General features: G+C 71.7%; 10 protein-coding genes. 7 read left to right on the plus strand and 3 right to left on the minus strand.

The window, feature by feature from the left end:
- Nucleotides 1-74 precede the first annotated feature (74 nt).
- A complete protein-coding gene (locus AB1K54_RS07615; protein WP_371202142.1) occupies nt 75-926 on the plus strand; it encodes an alpha/beta fold hydrolase in 852 nt (283 codons plus the stop codon).
- Between the two features lie 208 nt (nt 927-1,134).
- Here AB1K54_RS07615 and AB1K54_RS07620 read toward each other — a convergent pair whose 3' ends face one another.
- Entirely contained in the window at nt 1,135-2,706 is a 1,572-nt protein-coding gene (locus AB1K54_RS07620) for a DEAD/DEAH box helicase (RefSeq protein WP_371202143.1), read from the minus strand.
- Between the two features lie 233 nt (nt 2,707-2,939).
- On the opposite strand from AB1K54_RS07620, the gene AB1K54_RS07625 reads away from it, so the two are divergent.
- From AB1K54_RS07625 to AB1K54_RS07645, 5 genes are all read left to right on the plus strand, one after another.
- On the plus strand, nt 2,940-3,989 hold the full coding sequence (locus AB1K54_RS07625) for a biotin/lipoate A/B protein ligase family protein (protein WP_371202144.1): 1,050 nt from the start codon (nt 2,940-2,942) through the stop codon (nt 3,987-3,989).
- Nucleotides 3,968-4,981, plus strand: coding sequence for a site-specific DNA-methyltransferase (locus AB1K54_RS07630; protein ID WP_371202145.1), 1,014 nt, complete (start codon nt 3,968-3,970; stop codon nt 4,979-4,981). Before AB1K54_RS07625 ends, AB1K54_RS07630 begins: the two co-directional genes overlap by 22 nt.
- 5 nt (nt 4,982-4,986) lie before the next feature.
- Nucleotides 4,987-5,973, plus strand: coding sequence for an LLM class F420-dependent oxidoreductase (locus AB1K54_RS07635; RefSeq protein ID WP_371202146.1), 987 nt, complete (start codon nt 4,987-4,989; stop codon nt 5,971-5,973).
- A 410-nt stretch (nt 5,974-6,383) separates the two neighbouring features.
- Nucleotides 6,384-9,260: a 5'-nucleotidase C-terminal domain-containing protein gene (locus AB1K54_RS07640; RefSeq protein WP_371202147.1), complete on the plus strand. Its 2,877-nt coding sequence runs from the start codon at nt 6,384-6,386 to the stop codon at nt 9,258-9,260.
- 310 nt (nt 9,261-9,570) lie between these two features.
- Entirely contained in the window at nt 9,571-14,730 is a 5,160-nt protein-coding gene (locus tag AB1K54_RS07645) for a lamin tail domain-containing protein (protein ID WP_371202148.1), read from the plus strand.
- Between the two features lie 92 nt (nt 14,731-14,822).
- Here the strand turns inward: AB1K54_RS07645 and AB1K54_RS07650 are convergent, their stop codons facing one another.
- Nucleotides 14,823-16,358 carry a carboxylesterase/lipase family protein gene (locus AB1K54_RS07650; RefSeq protein ID WP_371202149.1) on the minus strand — a complete coding sequence of 512 codons (1,536 nt, stop codon included), beginning with the start codon at nt 16,356-16,358 and terminating at the stop codon, nt 14,823-14,825.
- Nucleotides 16,359-16,381: 23 nt separating this feature from the next.
- Complete coding sequence (locus AB1K54_RS07655) at nt 16,382-17,815, minus strand: amidohydrolase family protein (RefSeq protein WP_371202150.1); 1,434 nt, start codon at nt 17,813-17,815, stop codon at nt 16,382-16,384.
- A gap of 180 nt (nt 17,816-17,995) precedes the next feature.
- On the opposite strand from AB1K54_RS07655, the gene AB1K54_RS07660 reads away from it, so the two are divergent.
- The gene (locus tag AB1K54_RS07660; RefSeq protein ID WP_371202151.1) at nt 17,996-18,703 is read left to right on the plus strand and encodes an SDR family oxidoreductase; all 708 of its coding nucleotides are present in this window, start codon (nt 17,996-17,998) and stop codon (nt 18,701-18,703) included.
- Nucleotides 18,704-18,741: the final 38 nt, after the last annotated feature.

The raw sequence follows: 18,741 nt of genomic DNA on the forward strand, positions 1-18,741 counted from the left end.
CCCATGTTAAGTAAAGTCCGGATGCCTCGGGGCGCGGCATCCGTTTCGCGCGACGCGCACTCTAGACTCTGCGCATGCCCGAGTTCGAAGATGCACACGGCATCTCGGTCGTCTACGACGTCCACCCCGCCCAGACCCGCACGCGCGCGGTCGTCCAACTGCTGCACGGCGTCGGCGAGCACGCCGGGCGCTACTCTGCCCTGATCGAAGCGCTCACCGCGGACGGCTTCACCGTCTACGCCGACGACCATCGCGGCCACGGGCGCACGGGCATGGCCCAGCACGGCGGCGACGCCTCGAAGCTCGGCCGGCTCGGACCGGGCGGCATGCCCGCCGCGCTGGCCGCGGTGTGGCAGTTCACCCAGCTCATCCGCGCCGAAAACCCCGGCCTGCCGCTCGTGCTGCTCGGGCACTCCTGGGGTTCGTTCCTCTCGCAGATGCTCGTGAACCGGCATCCCGAGGCGTACGACGCGCTCGTGCTCAGCGGCTCAGCGCTGCGCTGGCCCGGCTCGCTCAACGGCGGCGACCTCAACGCGCCGTGGAACTCGAAAGACGCCCTCGGCACCGAGTGGCTCTCGTCGGATCCGGCCGTCGGCCGGGCGTTCCTCGACGATCCGCTGACGACGGCGACCCCGCTGCTGAAGCTGTTCGGCGTGGTCGACGCCGCGCGCCTGTTCGGGCGCCCGCGGCGCGAGCTCGGCCGCGACATCCCGACGCTGATCATGGTGGGCCGCGACGACACCGTCGGCGGCCCGCGCTCGGTGCACAAGCTCGCCGACGCCTACCGCACCCGCTCGGGCTTCACCGACGTGACCACGCTCGTGTACCCCGGCGCCCGCCACGAGATCTTCAACGAGATCATGCAGGCCGACGTGCGGGCCGACCTGCTCGCCTGGCTCGACGCGCGGATGCCCGCGCGCGACTGAGCCGCGCGCGCTGCGGCGCGAGTGCGGTTGACGTGTGCGAGTGCGCCGTTTCGATGCGCCGCGGTCGCACCGAAGGGCAGCAGTCGACGGATGCCGCGGGTCAGCCGCGCGCGGCGCGCTGCGGCGCGAGTGCGGTTGGCGTGTGCGAGTGCGCCGTTTCGATGCGCCGCGGTCGCACTGAAGGGCAGCAGTCGACGGATGCGGCGGGTCAGCCGCGCGCGCGCCGGTTGGGCGAGCGCGAGCCGCGCTGGATGTCGGCGACGGTGCTGCCGGTCGTGAAGCGCTGCGCCGCGGCCCGCGGGGCCGAAGAGCCGGATGCCGTCCCGCGGCGGGCGTCGGAGCGCGCCGCGTTCTTCGGCTGGTCGCCGCGCGCGGCCTGCGCGCCGGTCGAACCGTTCCCGCGGGCGTTGGCGCTCGAGGCGCCGGAGCGCTGAGCGCCGGACTGGCGCGGGGTCGAGGCATCCGCCGGCTGCGTCTGACCGGCGCCGCCGCGACCGCCGCGACGGCGACGCGAGCCGCCGGTCGGCGCGGAGCGTTCGCCCGGCGCGCCAGCGGGCTTGTTCTTGGCGGGGCGCTGCTGCTGCGCGGGCGCGGGCGGAGCCGGCTTCACGTGCGGTGCGCGCGCGCCGACGAGGGCGGCGACCGACTCGTGCTCGGCGTGCACCGGCTCGAGCGCGGCCGACACGTGTGCCTTGCGGAGCAGATCCTTGACCTCGCCGCGCTGCGCGTCGACCGCGACCGTCACGACGACGCCCTCGGCGCCCGCGCGGGCGGTGCGGCCGGAGCGGTGCAGGTACGCCTTGTGCTCGACGGGCGGGTCGACATGCACCACGAGTTCGACCTCGTCGACGTGCACGCCGCGGGCTGCGACGTCCGTGGCCACCAGCACGCGCACGCCGCCGTCCTCGATGGCGGCGCCGAACGCGGCGAGGTTGCGCTCGCGCGCGTTCTGGCCCAGGTTGCCGTGCAGATCGACGGCCGGGATGCCCTGCGCGGTCAGCTGCTTGGCGAGCTTCTTGGCCTGGTGCTTGGTGCGCGTGAACAGGATGCGCCGGCCGTGGCCGGACGCGAGGTGCTGCACGAGCGCCGGCTTCTCGTCGGCGTTCACGACGAACACGCGGTGGGTCATGACACCCTGCGGGACGCTCGCCTCGTCGACCTCGTGACGCACCGCGTCGCGGAGGAACTTCTTGACCAGGACGTCCACGCCGCGGTCGAGCGTCGCGCTGAACAGCAGCCGCTGACCGACCTGCGGCGTCGCGTTCATGATGCGGGTGACTCCGGGCAGGAACCCGAGGTCGGCCATGTGGTCGGCCTCGTCGAGCACCGTGATCTCGACGCCGCCGAGGTTCACGAAGCCCTGCTTGATGAGGTCCTCGAGGCGTCCGGGGCAGGCCACGACGATGTCGACGCCCGCGCGCAGCGCCTGCTCCTGCGGCTTCTGGCTGACGCCGCCGAAGATCGTGGTGACACGCAGGCCCGCCGCGTCGGCCAACGGCTTGATGGTCGCGGTGATCTGCGACGCGAGCTCGCGCGTGGGAGCGAGGACCAGGCCGCGCGGACGGTTCGGCTGACGGCGGCCGCCGGCCAGGCGCGCGACGAGCGGCAGCGCGAACGCGATGGTCTTGCCGCTGCCGGTGCGGCCGCGGCCGAGCACGTCACGGCCGGCGAGGGAGTCGGGGAGCGTGTCGCGCTGGATAGCGAACGGCTCGGTCTTTCCGTCGGCGATGAGCACGGCGGCGAGGTTCTCGGGCACGCCGAGAGAGGTGAAGGAAGACATGGATGCTTTCGGGCAGGCGCCCGCGCGCTCGGATGGCGGCGGTGCGGAGGTGGCGACGGCGCGGGTTCGCGCATCGTTTCGCCGCTCGACTCTTCGGCAGGCTCAGGGGCCGGCCACGGCCGCGAAGAGGGGCCGGGGTTGCGTGTCGACGACGCAGCGGCTCGGGAAGCCGCGGCCCCAACCTATCAGACGCGCCCGGGCGCAGCCTGACAACGGGTCATAGTCTTGGTGGCATGCACGGCGAATACAAGGTGCCCGGCGGCAAGCTCGTCGTGGTCGACTTCGAAGAGCAGGGCGGCCGCATCGCCGGCTTCCACCTCGCGGGTGACTTCTTCCTGGAGCCCGACGACGCCCTCGACGACATCGACGGCGCCGTGAACGGACTGCCGATTGAGACGGATGCCGCCGCCATCGCCGCCGCCGTGCGCGGCGCCCTTCCCGAGGGCGCGCAGCTGCTGGGGTTCACGCCCGAGTCGGTGGGCACCGCCGTACGCCGAGCGCTGGTGACCGCGCCGGGCTGGCGCGACTTCGCGTGGGAGGTCGTGCACGAGCGGCCCGTGTCGCCGCGGATGAACCTGGCGCTCGACGAGGTGCTCACCGCGCGCGTGGGCGACGGCCGCCGCAATCCGACCCTGCGCCTGTGGGAGTGGGACGAGTCGGCCGTCGTGATCGGCTCATTCCAGTCGGTGCGCAACGAGGTCGACCCTGCGGGCGCCGCCAAGCACGGCTTCGACGTCGTGCGGCGCATCTCGGGCGGCGGCGCGATGCTCATGGCGGCCAACTCGATCGTCACCTACTCGCTGTACGTGCCGGCTTCCCTCGTCGCCGGGATGACGTTCGCCGACTCGTACGCGTTCCTCGACGACTGGGTGCTGCAGGCGCTGCGCGCGCTCGGCATCGACGCGACCTACCAGCCGCTCAACGACATCGCCTCGCCGCAGGGCAAGATCGGCGGCGCCGCGCAGAAGCGGCTCGCCAACGGCGGAGTGCTGCACCACGCGACCCTCTCGTACGACATGGACGGCGAGGTCATGACCGAGGTGCTGCGCATCGGCCGCGAGAAGCTGAGCGACAAGGGCACGGTCTCGGCCGCGAAGCGCGTCGACCCGCTCAGGCGCCAGACGGGGCTTGCGCGCGAGGCGATCATCGAGGCGTTCAAAGACACCTTCACGAAGCTGTACGGCGCCGCGCCCGGACATATCACCGAAGAGGAATACGCCGAGGCCGAGGCCCTCGTCGCCTCGAAGTTCGCGACGGACGCGTGGCTGAACCGCGTGCCGTGAGCGGGGCCGATGCCGCACCGGGCGCGCCGTCGGCCGGGCCCGGCGCCGTCGACATCCACCACGGCGACAACCTCGACGTGATCCGCGGCTTCGCCGAGGCATCCTTCACGCTGATCTATCTCGACCCGCCGTTCAACACCGGCCGCGCCCAGGCCCGCATGGTGGAGACCGCGCGGGCCCTGCGCACAACGCAGGAGATCCGAGACGGGGCCGGGCCCCGGCATCCGGAATCCCCTGGTTCTGCAGCCGGGCCGGATGCAGAAGTCCTGCGTTCTGCGCGGGCTGGGGGTGAGACGGTCGTGCGGCGCGGGTTCCACGGGCGGGAGTACGAGCGGCTGCGCGGCGACCTGCGCGCGTACGACGACCGGTTCGACGACTACTGGGGGTTCCTCGAACCGCGGCTGGTCGAGGCGTGGCGACTGCTCGCCGACGACGGCACCCTCTACGTGCACCTGGACTACCGCGAGGCGCACTACGCGAAAGTGCTGATGGACGCCCTCTTCGGGCGCGAGCGGTTTCTCAACGAGCTGATCTGGGCATACGACTACGGCGCGAAGACCCGCAGGCGCTGGCCGACCAAGCACGACACGATCCTGGTGTACGTGAAGGACCCGGCGCGGTACTGGTTCGACTCCGAGTCCGTCGACCGCGAGCCGTACATGGCGCCGGGGCTCGTCACCCCCGACAAGGCCGCGCGCGGCAAGCTGCCGACCGACGTGTGGTGGCACACGATCGTCCCGACGACCGGCCGCGAGAAGACGGGGTACCCGACGCAGAAGCCCGAGGGAATCCTGCGGCGCATCGTGCAGGCATCCACCCGCCCCGGCGACCGCGTGCTGGACTTCTTCGCCGGCAGCGGCACCACGGGCGCGGTCGCGTCGGCGCTCGGGCGCGACGCGGTGCTCGTCGACGTCAACCCCGACGCGATCGAGGTGATGAGACGACGGATGCCGCACGCCCGTGTGCACGAAGGTCCGGCGGCCCTAGGCTGAGCGTCATGCGTTTCGGAACCTTCATTCCCCAGGGCTGGCGTCATGACCTTCTCGGCATCGAGCCGGCGGACCAGTGGCGGGTGATGAGCGAACTCGCGCAGCGCGCCGACGAAGGACCGTGGGAGTCGCTGTGGGTCTACGACCACTTCCACACCGTGCCGGTGCCCAGCGCCGAGGCGACCCACGAGGCGTGGACGCTGATGGCGGCGTTCGCGGCGATCACCGACCGCATCCGCCTCGGCCAGATGTGCACGTGCATGAGCTATCGCAACCCCGCCTACCTCGCGAAGGTCGCCGCCACCGTCGACATCGTGTCGGGCGGGCGCACCGAGATGGGCATCGGCGGCGGCTGGTACGAGCACGAGTGGCGCGCGTACGGGTACGGCTTCCCGTCGATCGGCGAGCGCCTCGCGCGCCTCGACGAGGGCGTCGACATCATGCGTCAGGCGTGGACCACCGGCACCGCGACCCTCGACGGCAAGCACTACCAGGTCGACGGCGCGATCGTGCGGCCGCTGCCCCTGCAGGACGGCGGCATTCCGCTGTGGATCGCGGGCGGCGGCGAGAAGGTCACGCTGCGGATCGCGGCGAAGTACGCGCAGTACACGAACTTCGCCGGCGACCCCGCCGGCTTCGAGGCCAAGAGCGCGATCCTGCGCGGCCACACCGACGCGATCGGGCGGGACTTCGACGAGATCGTGCGCTCGGCGAACTACAACACGATCATCGGCGAAACCGAGGCCGAAGTGGCCGAGCGCGTCGATGCCCTCGAGGCCCGCGTGCGGCCCTACCTCGGCGACGTGACGGAGCGGTTCATCGCCGAGTACCGCAGCGGCGGCGGACTCGTCGGCACGCCCGAGCAGATCGTCGAGCGCCTGAGCGCCATGCGCGACCGCGGTCTCGGGTATGCGATCCACTACTTCCCCGAGACGGCCTACGACCGCTCGGGCGTCGAGCTGTTCGAGAAGAAGGTCATCCCCGAACTGGTGTAGCGGCGGGCGCTCGGCCGAGCTCGAACGCTGTTCAGACAAGCGCGCACGCTCGCGTCGCCGTCGACGCCGGGGCGGGATGCCTCGCCCCCACACATCCGAGTCCGAGACGAACGATCCGCCGTGGATCCGCACGATGACCGGCGGACGCGCCGCGGGATCCGCGGGAGAAGGGGCGAAGACGTTGACGTTGAGGGTCGACGCGCTCGGAATCGACGGCTCGGCGATCAGCGCGATCCCCTCGGGCCGCGTGGGCGGTCACCGCCCTGAGGCTGTCGGCGGGCCGGGGGAGAGCACCGGCCGCGACCTGCGGTTACGGCCGTGTGAAAATTCGTTCTCACTCCGTTTACTTTCTCGTCGTTTCGCGTAGGTTCTAGGCACAGACCCGAACTCGCTGTCGAATGGTGCCTCTCATGCGCTCACCCTCCCCCCGACGCGCGCGCTCGCGCGTCTTCGTCTCTCTGGCTGCCGTCCTCGGTGTGGCGCTCGCCCCGACCCTGGCCGCGGTGCCCGCCGTCGCCGCCGACGAACCGCCCATCGTCATCAACGAGGTCGACGCGGCGAACGACTGGGTCGAGCTGACGAACACCGGCACCGTGGAAGTCGACATCTCCGGCTTCCTCATCAAGGACGACACGGCGACGCGTGCTGTCGTCCCGGAGGGCACGTCGCTCGAACCGGGCGCGTTCTACGCGATCGACACGAAAGCCGTCGAGGGCGACAACCTCGACACGATCGACTCCGTGCGAGTGCTCACGCCCGACGAGACGCCGCTCGACTCGTACGCCTGGACCACCGACACGACCACGAGCTTCGGCCGCTGCGCCGACGGCACCGGCGAATTCCGCTCCACCGTCGCCACGAGCAAGGCGCTCGCGAACGTGTGCGCACGCGACGACGGGACGATCGACCTGACGTTCCTCAACATCAACGACTTCCATGGCCGCATCGACGCCAACACGGTGAGGTTCGCGGGCACCGTCGAGCAGGAGCGCGCGAAGGCCACCGGGCCGGTCGCCTTCGTCTCGGCCGGCGACAACATCGGCGCATCGCTGTTCGCCTCCGCCGTGGCCAAGGACCAGCCTACGATCGACATTCTCAACGCACTCGGGCTCGCAGCTTCGGCGGTCGGCAACCACGAGTTCGACCGGGGCTTCGCAGACCTCACCGACCGAGTCATCCCCGCTTCGGGCTTTCCGTACCTCGGTGCGAACGTGTATCTCGCCGGCACGACGACCCCGGCCCTCGAGGAGTACATGACGTTCGACATGGGCGGCGTGACCGTCGCCGTGATCGGCGCCGTCACCGAGGAGACCCCGTCACTGGTGAGCCCGGGCGGCATCGCGGCGCTCGAGTTCGGCGACCCCGTCGCAGCCGTGAACCGCGTGACCGCGCAGCTCACCGACGGCGACTCGGGCAATGGTGAAGCCGACATCATCCTGGCCGAGTACCACGAGGGCGCCGGGGCCGGAGCGCCCGACGGATCCTCCCTCGAGGAGGAGGTCGCCGTCGGCGGGGCGTTCGCCGCGATCATCGAGGACACCTCGCCCGACGTCGATGTGATCTTCACCGGACACACCCACAAGCAGTACGCGTGGGAGGCGCCGATCCCCGGCGACCAGACCCGCACGCGTCCGGTCCTGCAGACCGGTTCGTACGGCGAGTTCGTGGGCAAGGTCGTGCTGAACTACGACCCCGCGACCGACGAGGTGGTGTCGCACGCCGAGGCGAACGTCGCGCGCATCGCGACCCCGGCCCCGCCGAGCATCCCATCCATCCCGGACGCGAAGCTCGTTGCGACCTACCCGCGCGTCGCGCAGGTGTCGTCGATCGTCACGACGGCGCTCGCCTACGCGGCGACGGTCGGCGAAGACCCCGTCGGATCGGTCACCGCCGACATCACCACCGCCTACGCGGGCGGCTCCTTCGTGGATGGCGTGTACACGGGCTCGGGCCCGACCCCGAGCACAGGCCGTGACGCCCGCGAGAGCGAGTCGACCCTCGGCGACCTCGTCGCAGACGCCCTGGTCGACACGCTCGCAGAGCCCCGGCTCGGCGGCGCCCAGATCGGCGTGGTCAACCCCGGTGGACTGCGCGGGGAGCTGTTCTACGCGCCGGACGGGGTCATCACCTACGGCGAGGCGAACAGCGTCCTCCCGTTCGCGAACAACCTGTGGACGACGACGCTGACCGGCGCCCAGTTCAAGACGCTGCTCGAGCAGCAGTGGCAGCGCGACGCCGCCGGCAGCATCCCGAGCCGTCCCTACCTGCAGCTCGGGCTGTCCGACAACGTGACCTACACATTCGACCCGGCAGCGCCCGAGGGCTCGCACGTCACATCGATCACGGTCGACGGCGCGCCGATCGACCCGGCCGCCCCGTACCGCATCGGCACGTTCTCGTTCCTCTTGACCGGCGGCGACAACTTCCGCGTCTTCACCCAGGGCACCGCAGCGGCCGACTCCGGACTCGTCGACCGCGACGCGTGGATCGCGTACCTGCAGGCGCACCCCGGCCTCGAGCCTGACTTCGCGCGTCAGGCCGTGCAGGTTCCGGTTGTGCCGACGTCGGTGCAGGCGGGGACGGCGCTCGACATCGACGTCGCCGGTCTCGACCTCACGAGCCTGGGTTCGCCCCAGAACACCTCGCTGCAGGTGCGTCTCGATGGCGCGTCGATCGGCACGGTCGCCGTCGCGAACGGCGCCGCCACGGTCGATGCCACGGTCCCTGAGGGCACGACGAACGGCGCGCACGTGCTCACGCTCGTGGCTGCGCCGAGCGGCACGATCGTGACCTTCCCGATCACGGTGACCGGCGGAGCCACCCCGACCGATCCGACGGACCCGACGGACCCGACTCACCCGGGCACGACGCCGACGCCCGTGCCGGGTGACCAGCTCGTCGAGGGCAACCACGGGACGGTCACGGCTCCGGCGAACGCGGCGCCTGGCCAGCAGATCGTGATCGATGTCGGCGTCGAGCATGCGGGTGAGACGGTGACGGTGTGGCTGTACTCGACGCCGCAGCTGATCGGCACGGTCACGGTCGCCGCCGATGGCACGGTGCGGGTGACGATCCCGGCGGGCACGCCCGCGGGCAGCCACCGTATCGCGGTGCTCGATGCCGAGGGCAACGTGATCGGCTGGACCGAGATCACGATCACCGGTTCGCTGCCGGCGACCGGTGGCGACGGCGCGGCCGCGCTGGGCACGCTCGGAGCGGGCGCGGCCCTGGTCGGCGCGGGGGTCTTGCTGACGCTCCTGCGTCGCCGCCGCGCGATCGCGAGCTGAGCCGGGGCCGAAGACGAAGAGCGGATGCCCCGGCACCACGTGTGCCGGGACATCCGCTCTCGTGTGTTCCTGACTGCTGCGCAGCTTTCGGCCGTCGCGATCCGTGTGTGCGCTGCCCGCGCATCCGCACGCGGCGAACGCGGGGCGCACTCGGTCGGCGTGCGGGCACCCGCCGGCGACGCGCCGCGGGGCGCGTCATCTGACATCCTCCTGCGCGCCGCCGCGCGGACACTGGCCGTTCACTCGGAATTCGCTTCGCATCGGTTCGATGGCAGCAACCCGTAGCCCGCTCGTCGATTGGTGCACATCGATGCGTTCCAGCCTGCCCGACCGCCCGCGCTCGCGCGCGCTCATCGCCCTCGCCGCCGTGATCGGGATCGTCGCCGCCCCCCTCGTGGCCGCGACGCCCGCGACGGCCGCGGTCACCGACCTGGTGATCAACGAGGTCTTCTCAGACGGGAACGACTTCGTCGAGCTCGTGAACACCGGCTCGGACCCGGTCGACATCGCCGGCTGGACGGCCGTCGACGGCGACGCGGCCCACACGCCGCTCGTTCTGACGACCGCCTCGACGGTGATCGAGCCGGGCGAGCACTACGTCTTCCACCCCGACGACACGACGCAGTTTCCGACCGGCGGCTTCGGCCTCGGCAAGGGCGACTCGATTTCGATCGCGCTGCCGGACGGCACGCAGGTCGACACGACGACGTGGCCCGCCGACACGCACGCGACGCCGTCGTGGGGCCGGTGCCCCGAGGGCACGGGCCCGTTCGTCGTGAACACCGCGGCCACGCCCGGCGCGGCGAACAGCTGCCCCGCGACGCCCGGTGCCGACCAGATCCGCATCAACGAGGTCAGCTCCGACCCTGAGGACTGGATCGAGCTCACCAACACCGGCGCGTCGGCGGTGGATGTCTCGGGCTGGCTGCTCTCCGACAACGCGCGCGTCTCGGACCCCACCCACCTCCAGACGATCGCGGCGGGGACGGCGATCGCGGCGGGCGGCTTCCTGAAGATCGACTACACCGCAGCCGGGCTCGGCAAGGGCGACGAGGCGAACCTCTACCTTCCCGACGGGGTGACCCTGGTCGACGGCGCCACGTGGCCGGCCGGCACCCACGCCACGACGTGGGGGCGCTGCCCCGACGGCAGCGGAGCCTTCCAGGCGACGACGCCGACCCCCGGTGCGGCGAACGTCTGCACGGTGGCGCCGCCGGCGACGCTCGACCCCAACTGGGACGACATCGAGATCAACGAGATCGCCTCGCTCAACGACGACGACGAGGGCAACCCCGGCTTCGGCGACGCGATCGAGCTGGTCAACACGGGCGAGAACGACGTCACGATCGAAGGCTGGTACCAGACCGACAGCGGCGCGGCATCCGGCGCTTCGCCCCTGACCCTCGCCGACCTCAAGGTGTGGGACGGCGCGGCGTTCCAGCCGGCGTCGTCCTGGGTGATCCCGGCGGGCGGCTACGTCGCCTTCTCGTCGAAGAAGGGCCTGTCGGGCGAGGGCGACTCGGTGAAGATCTACGGCCCGGGAGCGGATGCCGCGACCCGCCAGCTCGTCGATGAGCAGGCGTACGGCGACGGCACCGCAGGCGTGTCCGACACGTTCGCGTCCGCCGCGGTCGCCTTCGCCGCGTGCCCCGACGGCTCGGACGAGTTCTGGAGCGTGACCGAGAACAGCTTCGGGCAGGACAACACCGACTCGTGCGAGACGAAGTTCCGCGCGCTGTCGACCACGGTCGTCCTCAACGAGGTCTCGAACGTCGCAGGCAAGGCCGAGCTGCTGAACACCGGCACCGAGCCGGTCGACATCTCGGGCTGGGAGCTGGTCGACGCGGGCGCCGCGGTGGTCCACACCGTTCCGGCCGGCACCACTCTGGCGGGTGGGGCGTTCTACGTCGCAGAAGGCATCGTCGGCCTCGACAGCGCCGACTCGCTGACGATCCGCCGGCCGAGCGACGGCGCGAGCGTCGTCGGTCACACGTGGTTCGAGGACGGCATCGCCTCATACAGCCGCTGCGAGCTGTTCGGTGCCGTCTCGTACGTCGAGACCCCCACGGCGACGTGGAATGCCGCCAACGCGTGCCCCGCGCTCACCACCGAGGCGTGGCCGGGTGCGGCCGAGATCTCGGTCGTCGACGGCGTCGACGCCTTCACCGACCTCGACGCCAACGACGAGGGCGACGTGTCGGGCGCGACGTTCGACCCGAGCGACCCGAGCATCCTGTGGGTGGCGATGAACAAGGGCCGCCTGTTCAAGATGCACAAGGTGGGCGGGGTCTACGAGACCTTCCCCGAGTGGGACGGCGGCCTGCCGCTGCGCTTCGCCGACGGTGGCGGCGAGCTGGACTCCGAGGGCGTCGCGGTCGGCCCGGACGGCGCGGTCTACGTGACCTCCGAGCGCGACAACGCACGCGCGAAGGACACCTCGTACAACAAGATCGCGCGGTTCGACGTGAGCGGGGTGACCGATGCCACGACCGAGCTCGTCGCCACCGCCGAGTGGGACGTGAACGGGTTCGTCACGACCGGCACGAACCTCGGCCTCGAGGGCATCGCCTACGTGCCCGACGGGTTCCTGGTCGATTCGGGATGGGAGGTCGACGGCGCCGCGTACACGGCGGGCGACCAGCCGACGTCCGGGCTGTTCGTCACCGCGGTCGAGGGCACGGGTGCGCTGCACTTCTTCTCGCTCGTTCCCGGCTCCGCACCGGTCGAGGTGAAGGTCGAGCGCTCCGGCTTCCCCTGGTCGATGGACGTCGCCTACGACGCCGACCGCGGCGCCCTGTGGGCGCTGTGCGACGACAGCTGCGGAGGCGTCTACAACCTCCTGACGGTCGCAGACGGCGACTTCGAGGTCGCGCACTCGTATGCGCGTCCCGCGGGAATGCCGAACCTCAACAACGAGGGCATGGCCATCGCCCCGTTCTCGACGTGCGTCGACGGAGCGCAGGAGGTGGTGTGGACCGATGACGGCGACACCGACGGCCATTCGCTGCGCGCCGGCACGCTGTCGTGCACGAGCGCGGAGCCGACGGAGCCGATCGACCTGACGTTCCTCAACATCAACGACTTCCACGGGCGCATCGTCGGAAGCCCGCCGCGGACGATGGACACGAACACAACGGTGAAGTTCGCGGGCACGATCGAGGAGCAGCGTGCCGCGGCATCCGGCCCCGTCGCGTTCCTGTCGGCGGGCGACAACATCGGCGCGTCGCTGTTCGCGTCGGCCGTGGCCGAGGACCAGCCGACGATCGATGTGCTCAACGCGCTGGGCCTGCAGACGTCGGCGGTGGGCAACCACGAGTTCGACCGCGGGTTCGCCGACCTCACCGACCGGGTGATCCCCGCCGCGGACTTCAGCTACCTCGGTGCGAACGTGTACCTGAAGGGCACGACCACGCCCGCGCTCGACGAGTACGAACTGCTCGACATGGGCGGGGTCACGGTCGGCGTGATCGGCGTGGTGACCCAGGAGACGCCCACGCTGGTGAGCCCCGGCGGCATCGCGACCCTCGACTTCGGCGATCCCGTCGAGGCCGTCAACCGCGTCGCTGCGCTGCTGACCGATGGCGACGAGGGCAACGGCGAGGCGGATGTCATCGTCGCCGAGTACCACGACGGCGCGGGCGCCGGCACACCCGAGGGCGCCACGCTCGAGCAGGAGGTCGCGGCGGGCGGTCCGTTCGCGGCGATCGTCGAGGACACCTCGGCCGCGGTCGACGTGATCTTCACGGGCCACACGCACAAGCAGTACGCGTGGGAGGCGCCGGTGCCCGGTGAGAGCGGCACGCGGCCGATCGTGCAGACCGGCTCGTACGGCGACTTCATCGGAAAGGTCGTGCTGACGTACGACCCGGTGGCCGACGAGGTGACCGCGCACACGCAGGCGAACGTCCCCCGCACGGCGACCCCCGAGGCGACGCTCCTTACGACCTACCCGCGGGTCGCGGAGGTGGCAGGCATCGTCGATGCCGCGCTGGATGTGGCCGACGTGGTGGGCACCGAGCGCGTCGGCTCGATCACGGCCGACATCACCACCGCCTTCGCGGGCGGGTCGTTCGTCGGCGGGAGCTACACGGGCCCCGGGCCGCTGCCGACCACCGGTCGTGACGACCGGGCGAGCGAGTCGACGCTGGGCGACCTCGTCGCCGACGCCCTGGTGGACACCCTGGCCGCCCCGGCGTACGGAAGCGCGCAGATCGGCGTCGTGAACCCCGGCGGCCTGCGGGCCGAGCTGTTCGAGGCGCCCGACGGGGTCGTCACCTACGCCGAGGCCAACAGCGTGCTCCCGTTCGCGAACAACCTGTGGACCACGACGCTCACCGGCGCGCAGGTCAAGACGCTGCTCGAGCAGCAGTGGCAGGTGCTGCCCGACGGGACGATCCCGAGCCGTCCGTATCTGCAGCTCGGGCTGTCGGACAACGTGACCTACACGTTCGACCCGGCTGCCGCCCAGGGCTCGCACATCACGTCGATCACGGTCGACGGCGAGCCGATCGACCCCGCCGCGCCGTACCGCATCGGCACGTTCTCGTTCCTTTTGGAGGGCGGCGACAACTTCCGGATCCTCACTGAGGGCACCGACGACGTCGACTCGGGCCTCGTAGACCGTGACGCGTGGGTCGCCTACCTGCAGGCCAACCCGGGTCTTCCGCCCGACTTCGCCCGGCAGGCCGTGCAGGTGGCGGATGTGCCGACCACGGCCCAGGCGGGCGCTGCGCTCGACGTCGATGTCGCCGGGCTCGACCTCACGAGCCTCGGCTCGCCGCAGAACACGTCGCTCGACGTGCGGCTGGATGGCGAGTCGATCGGCACCGTGACGGTCACCGCGGGCGCCGCGACGGTCGCGACGGTCGTCCCCGCCGCCACCGCGGCCGGTGCGCACACCCTCACGCTGGTCGCGGTCGAGAGCGGCACGACGGTGACCCTGCCCGTGACGGTCGAGGAGGCCACCGGCCCGACCGATCCGACCGATCCGACCGACCCGACCGATCCGACCGACCCCGGCGACCCCGGCGACCCGACCGACCCCGGCGCCACGCCGACACCGGTGCCCGGGGACCAGCTCGTCGAGGGCAACCGCGGCACGATCACGGCTCCGGCCAGCGCCGCCCCCGGCCAGCAGATCGTGATCGACGTCGGCGTCCAGCACGCGGGTGAGACGGTCACGGTGTGGCTGTACTCGACGCCGCAGCTGATCGGCACGACCACGGTCGCCGCCGACGGCACGGTGCGGGCGACGATCCCGACGGGCACCCCCGCGGGCTCGCACCGCATCGCGGTGCTCGACGCCGAGGGCAACCTCATCGGCTGGGCCGACATCACGATCACGGGAGGGCTCGCGGTCACCGGCGGCGACTCCGGCACGGCCTCTGCGGCCCTCGCCCTCTCGCTCGCGATGCTCCTGGCCGGCGGGGCGATCGCCATCGCACGTCGCCGCACGCGCGCGCGGAGCTGACACCGGGCAAAGCATACGGATGCCCCGGCACCACGCGGTGCCGGGGCATCCGTATGCCATCGCATCGCGTCGCGGCGGTTCTCGGCCCGAAGTCAGACGAGGGCGCGCACGCTCGCGTAGCCGTCGGGATCGACGTCGGGGCGGGATGCCTCGCCCCCGAACACCCTCGTCGCGCCGCGGCGCGTCGACCACGGGGTCCAGCCGGGGTCGCCGCCGCGCACGAAGGCGACGGCGGACCCGTGCAGCGCGTCCGCGAGCGCACGCGGCGCGCTCTGGCCGGCGATCGCCGTGACCCCGGGCGCGTCGAGTGAGTCGAAGAAGAACGGCACGTCCAGGCAGTGGCACGACCAGCCCTTCGCGGGCGAAACCCACGAGAACCGATACGCCCACGTCGCGGCAGCCGATGCCCCGCCCGCCGTGGCCGCGTCGCGCGCGGCATCCGTCCTGGCTTCGGCGACCCGCACGACGAGGCTGCGGAAGATCACGTCGGTGGCGTAGCGGCCGAGCACCGCCGCCGTGCCCTTGCGGCGCTGCGGGCCGTTCGCGGCGAGGTACGCGCGGGCGACGGCGGGCGGCACATGCAGAAGGGCCAGGCCGGCACGGGCCGGCACGGCTCGCAGCGCTCGCCGCGCGTCGTCGGCGAGCATGGTGAACTCGTCGTCGGTCGCGCCGAGCACGAGCGGCTTATCGGCGCCGATCCCCGCGCGAAGCGCCGCGACGGTGGGGCCGGTCAGCAGGTCGCCGTCGATCATCGGGCCCCACTCGAGGCCGTCCTCGAGAATCGCGTGCAGGCTGGCGAGCCGTCCCGACCGGGGCGTGGCGGCCGCCTCGCGCTGCAGGTTGCGCAGCGTGCGCTCCGACGCGCGCATGAAGCCCTCCCGCGACGGCTCGACGCCCGCGAGATGGGCGAGCTTCGCCGCGTGGGTCTTCGCGCGCTCGGGCGGCACATCGCCGAGCGCGGACGAGAGCGCCCACGCCTGGTGGAAGAGGCTCTGGGCAGCCGGCATCCCGAGCAGTGTCAGCACCGCCCCGCCGCCCGCCGACTGCCCGGCGATCGTGACCCGGCCCGGGTCGCCGCCGAACGCCGCGATGTTGTCGCGCACCCATTCCAGGGCGGCGAGCCAGTCGCGCACGCCGCGGTTCGACGGGGCGCCGGCGACGGCGCCGAACCCGTCGAAGCCGAGCCGGTACGAGATGGTCACCGTGACCACGCCGTCGCGGGCGAAGGCGCGACCGTCGTACCACGGGCTCGCCGGCGACCCCGAGACGAACGCCCCGCCGTGGATCCACACCAGCACCGGCAGCAGCGCGGCCGCATCGCCCGGGGCGGGGGTGTAGACGTTGACGTTGAGAGTGGACGGGCCGGGGATCGAGGGCTCGGGGATCAGGGTGATGCCCTGGTCGCCGCGCTGCGGCGTCGCGCCGTAGGCCGTCGCGTCGAGCTCGCCCTCCCACGGATCCGGCGGCACGGGCGCGGCCAAGCGCAGGTCTCCGACGGGAGGCTTCGCGAACGGGATGCCGAGGAACGCCGCCGACCGGTCGGCGGCGCCCGCGCGTCGCCACGATCCGCGGACGGCTCCTGCGGCGATGCGCACGAGCGGTGCGTCGCGGGGTTCGGGCGAGGTCACTCCCCGAGGGTATCTGCCGCTGCTCAGCGCGCGTCGGCGCGGCGGTACTGGTACGGGTTGCTGAGGATCTCGACCTCGGGGATCTCGGGGTTCATCCCGGCCTTCCAGGTCTCTTCGCCGAGCTCGGCCTTGAGGTACTCGATCGTGTTCTCGAGCTTCGTGCGCACGCCCGGCAGGTCGCCCGAACACAGCTTGCCCTCCCACTTGACGGGCGCGCCGCCGACGAGCACGGTGTGCACGTCGCCGCGGCCGGCCTGGTACACGACGTGGCCGTAGGGGTTGACGATGGGCACCATCGTGGGGGAGGCGTCGTTCTTGATGAGCACGACGTCGGCGAGCTTGCCGGCTTCGAGGCTGCCGATCTGGTCCCACTTGCCGAGGGCCTTGGCTCCGCCGCGGGTCGCCCAGTCGACGACCTCCTCGACGCGGATGGTGGCGTGGGTGATCGTCTGATCGGACTGGTGCGCGATGTAGTGCTCGAGGGCGCGGTCGGCGCCGATGGTCGTGCGCATCGCCGAGAACATGTCGGCCGAGAACCACACGCTCGTGTCGATCGACATCGACGCCGGGATGCCGTGCTTGCGCAGCGCGAATGAGGGCGGGTAGCCCTGACCGCAGGTCTGCTCGCTCTCGGTCGCGAGCGAGATCGTGCCGCCGGTCGCGGCGATCTTCATGTACGAGTCGTCGCTCAGCGTGGCCGCGTGCACGTAGATGTACCCCGGCTGCATGACGCCGTTGTCGTACATGAGCCGGATGCCGTTGTCGCCCGTGGCACCCCACACGCCCGCGTGCGTCGTCACGTCGATCCCGAGCTCGCGCGCGAGGGCGAACGCGGGGGCTTCGGGGAAGCTCTCGTCGCCGGGCACGTCGAACGCGAGCTGCGCGCCGAACAGCCGCGAGTCGTCGCGCGCGCGCTCGATGACCGAGCGGACGGCCGGATCCTGCGACCATTCCCACGGCGCACCCGCCAGGTTGCCGTAGGCGAGCACGTAGCGGCCGGGCGAGGTCGCGAGAGACTCGAGCGCGGCCTCGCCGTGGTCGGGCGTGCGCAGGCCGTGCGACCAGTCGACGCTGGTCGTGACGCCGGATTCGACCGCGTCGAGCGCCGAGATGAGGTTGCCCGCGGCGATGTCCTCGGGGCGGAACTTCATGCCGTGCTCGAGGTAGTACCAGACGAAGTACTGCGTGAGCGTCCAGTCGGCGCCGTACGCGCGCATGGCCGACTGCCACATGTGGCGGTGGGTGTCGACCATGCCGGGCATCAGGATGCCGCCCTTGGCGTCGATCTCGAACGCGCCGTCCGGCGCCTGGATGCCGACGCCCACTTCGGCGATCCTGCCGTCTCTGACGAGCACGTCGCCCTGCGGCAGCACGGTGTGGGAGTCGTCCATCGTGAGCACGATGCCGTTGCGCAAAACGATGGGCTGGTTGGGGGCGGGGGCTGGGGTGCCGGACATGTGACGCTCATCCTCCTTGATTGCCGTCAGGTGCTGCGCCATCGCAGCGCGGGCCGTTCGTCGGGGGGTGCGCGGGTCGCATCCGGCCGAGCCGGTCAGCTTGACTCAGGTTTAGCAATACTGAACACTGGTGTCCAGTCCCGCTTTGTCAACGTCGACGCGGACACCCGAGGAGCACGCGTGAGCGACAGGAACATCGTCATCGTCGGCGGCACGTCCGGCATCGGTCTCGAACTGGCGAAGGACACGATCGCCCGCGGCGACCGCGTCGTCATCACCGGCAGGGACAAGGCCCGCACGGCGCAGATCGCCGCAGGACTCGGGCCGCAGGCCACGCCAGTGGCACTGGACATCTCTGAACCCGCCACGATCGCGGGGCAGCTGGCATCGGTCGGCCGCGTCGACGGGCTCGTCCTCGCCGCGATCGAGCGCGACGCGAACACCGTGCGCGACTACGGCATCGATCGGGCGATCCGCCTGGTCACCCTGAAGCTCGTCGGCTACGCCGCCACCGTGAACGCGCTGCTGGACCGCCTCGAGCCCACCGTCGACACCGGCATCGTGCTGTTCGGCGGGCGCGCGAAAGACCTTCCGTACCCGGGATCCACCACCGTCTCGTCGATCAACGGCGGAGTCATGGGCCTGCTCACCTCGCTCGCGCTCGAGCTCGCCCCCATCCGCGTCAACGCGATCCACCCGGGCATCATCGGCGACAGCCCGTTCTGGGCGAGCAAGCCCGAGGGCGTGCTCGACGGCTACAAGCGGCACACGCCCGGCGGCGAGCTGGCGACGATGGCCGACGTGGTCGACGCGGTGCAGTTCCTGCTGCGCAACCGCGGCGTCTCGGCGGTCAACCTCTACGTCGACCGCGGCTCGGCGCTGCTGTAACGGGGACCAGGCCGCCGCCCGCGGCCTCCGGCGACGCC

This window comes from Microbacterium sp. BWT-B31 (genome assembly GCF_041379855.1).
Classification (GTDB): domain Bacteria; phylum Actinomycetota; class Actinomycetes; order Actinomycetales; family Microbacteriaceae; genus Microbacterium.

What these genes read in the sequence shown, in the direction of transcription:
- AB1K54_RS07620 (WP_371202143.1), bottom strand. Translation starts at nt 2,706, where the DNA reads ATGTCTTCCTTCACCTCTCTCGGCGTGCCCGAGAACCTCGCCGCCGTG.
- AB1K54_RS07625 (WP_371202144.1), top strand. Translation starts at nt 2,940, where the DNA reads ATGCACGGCGAATACAAGGTGCCCGGCGGCAAGCTCGTCGTGGTCGAC.
- AB1K54_RS07615 (WP_371202142.1), top strand. Translation starts at nt 75, where the DNA reads ATGCCCGAGTTCGAAGATGCACACGGCATCTCGGTCGTCTACGACGTC.
- AB1K54_RS07635 (WP_371202146.1), top strand. Translation starts at nt 4,987, where the DNA reads ATGCGTTTCGGAACCTTCATTCCCCAGGGCTGGCGTCATGACCTTCTC.
- AB1K54_RS07645 (WP_371202148.1), top strand. Translation starts at nt 9,571, where the DNA reads ATGCGTTCCAGCCTGCCCGACCGCCCGCGCTCGCGCGCGCTCATCGCC.
- AB1K54_RS07655 (WP_371202150.1), bottom strand. Translation starts at nt 17,815, where the DNA reads ATGTCCGGCACCCCAGCCCCCGCCCCCAACCAGCCCATCGTTTTGCGC.
- AB1K54_RS07640 (WP_371202147.1), top strand. Translation starts at nt 6,384, where the DNA reads ATGCGCTCACCCTCCCCCCGACGCGCGCGCTCGCGCGTCTTCGTCTCT.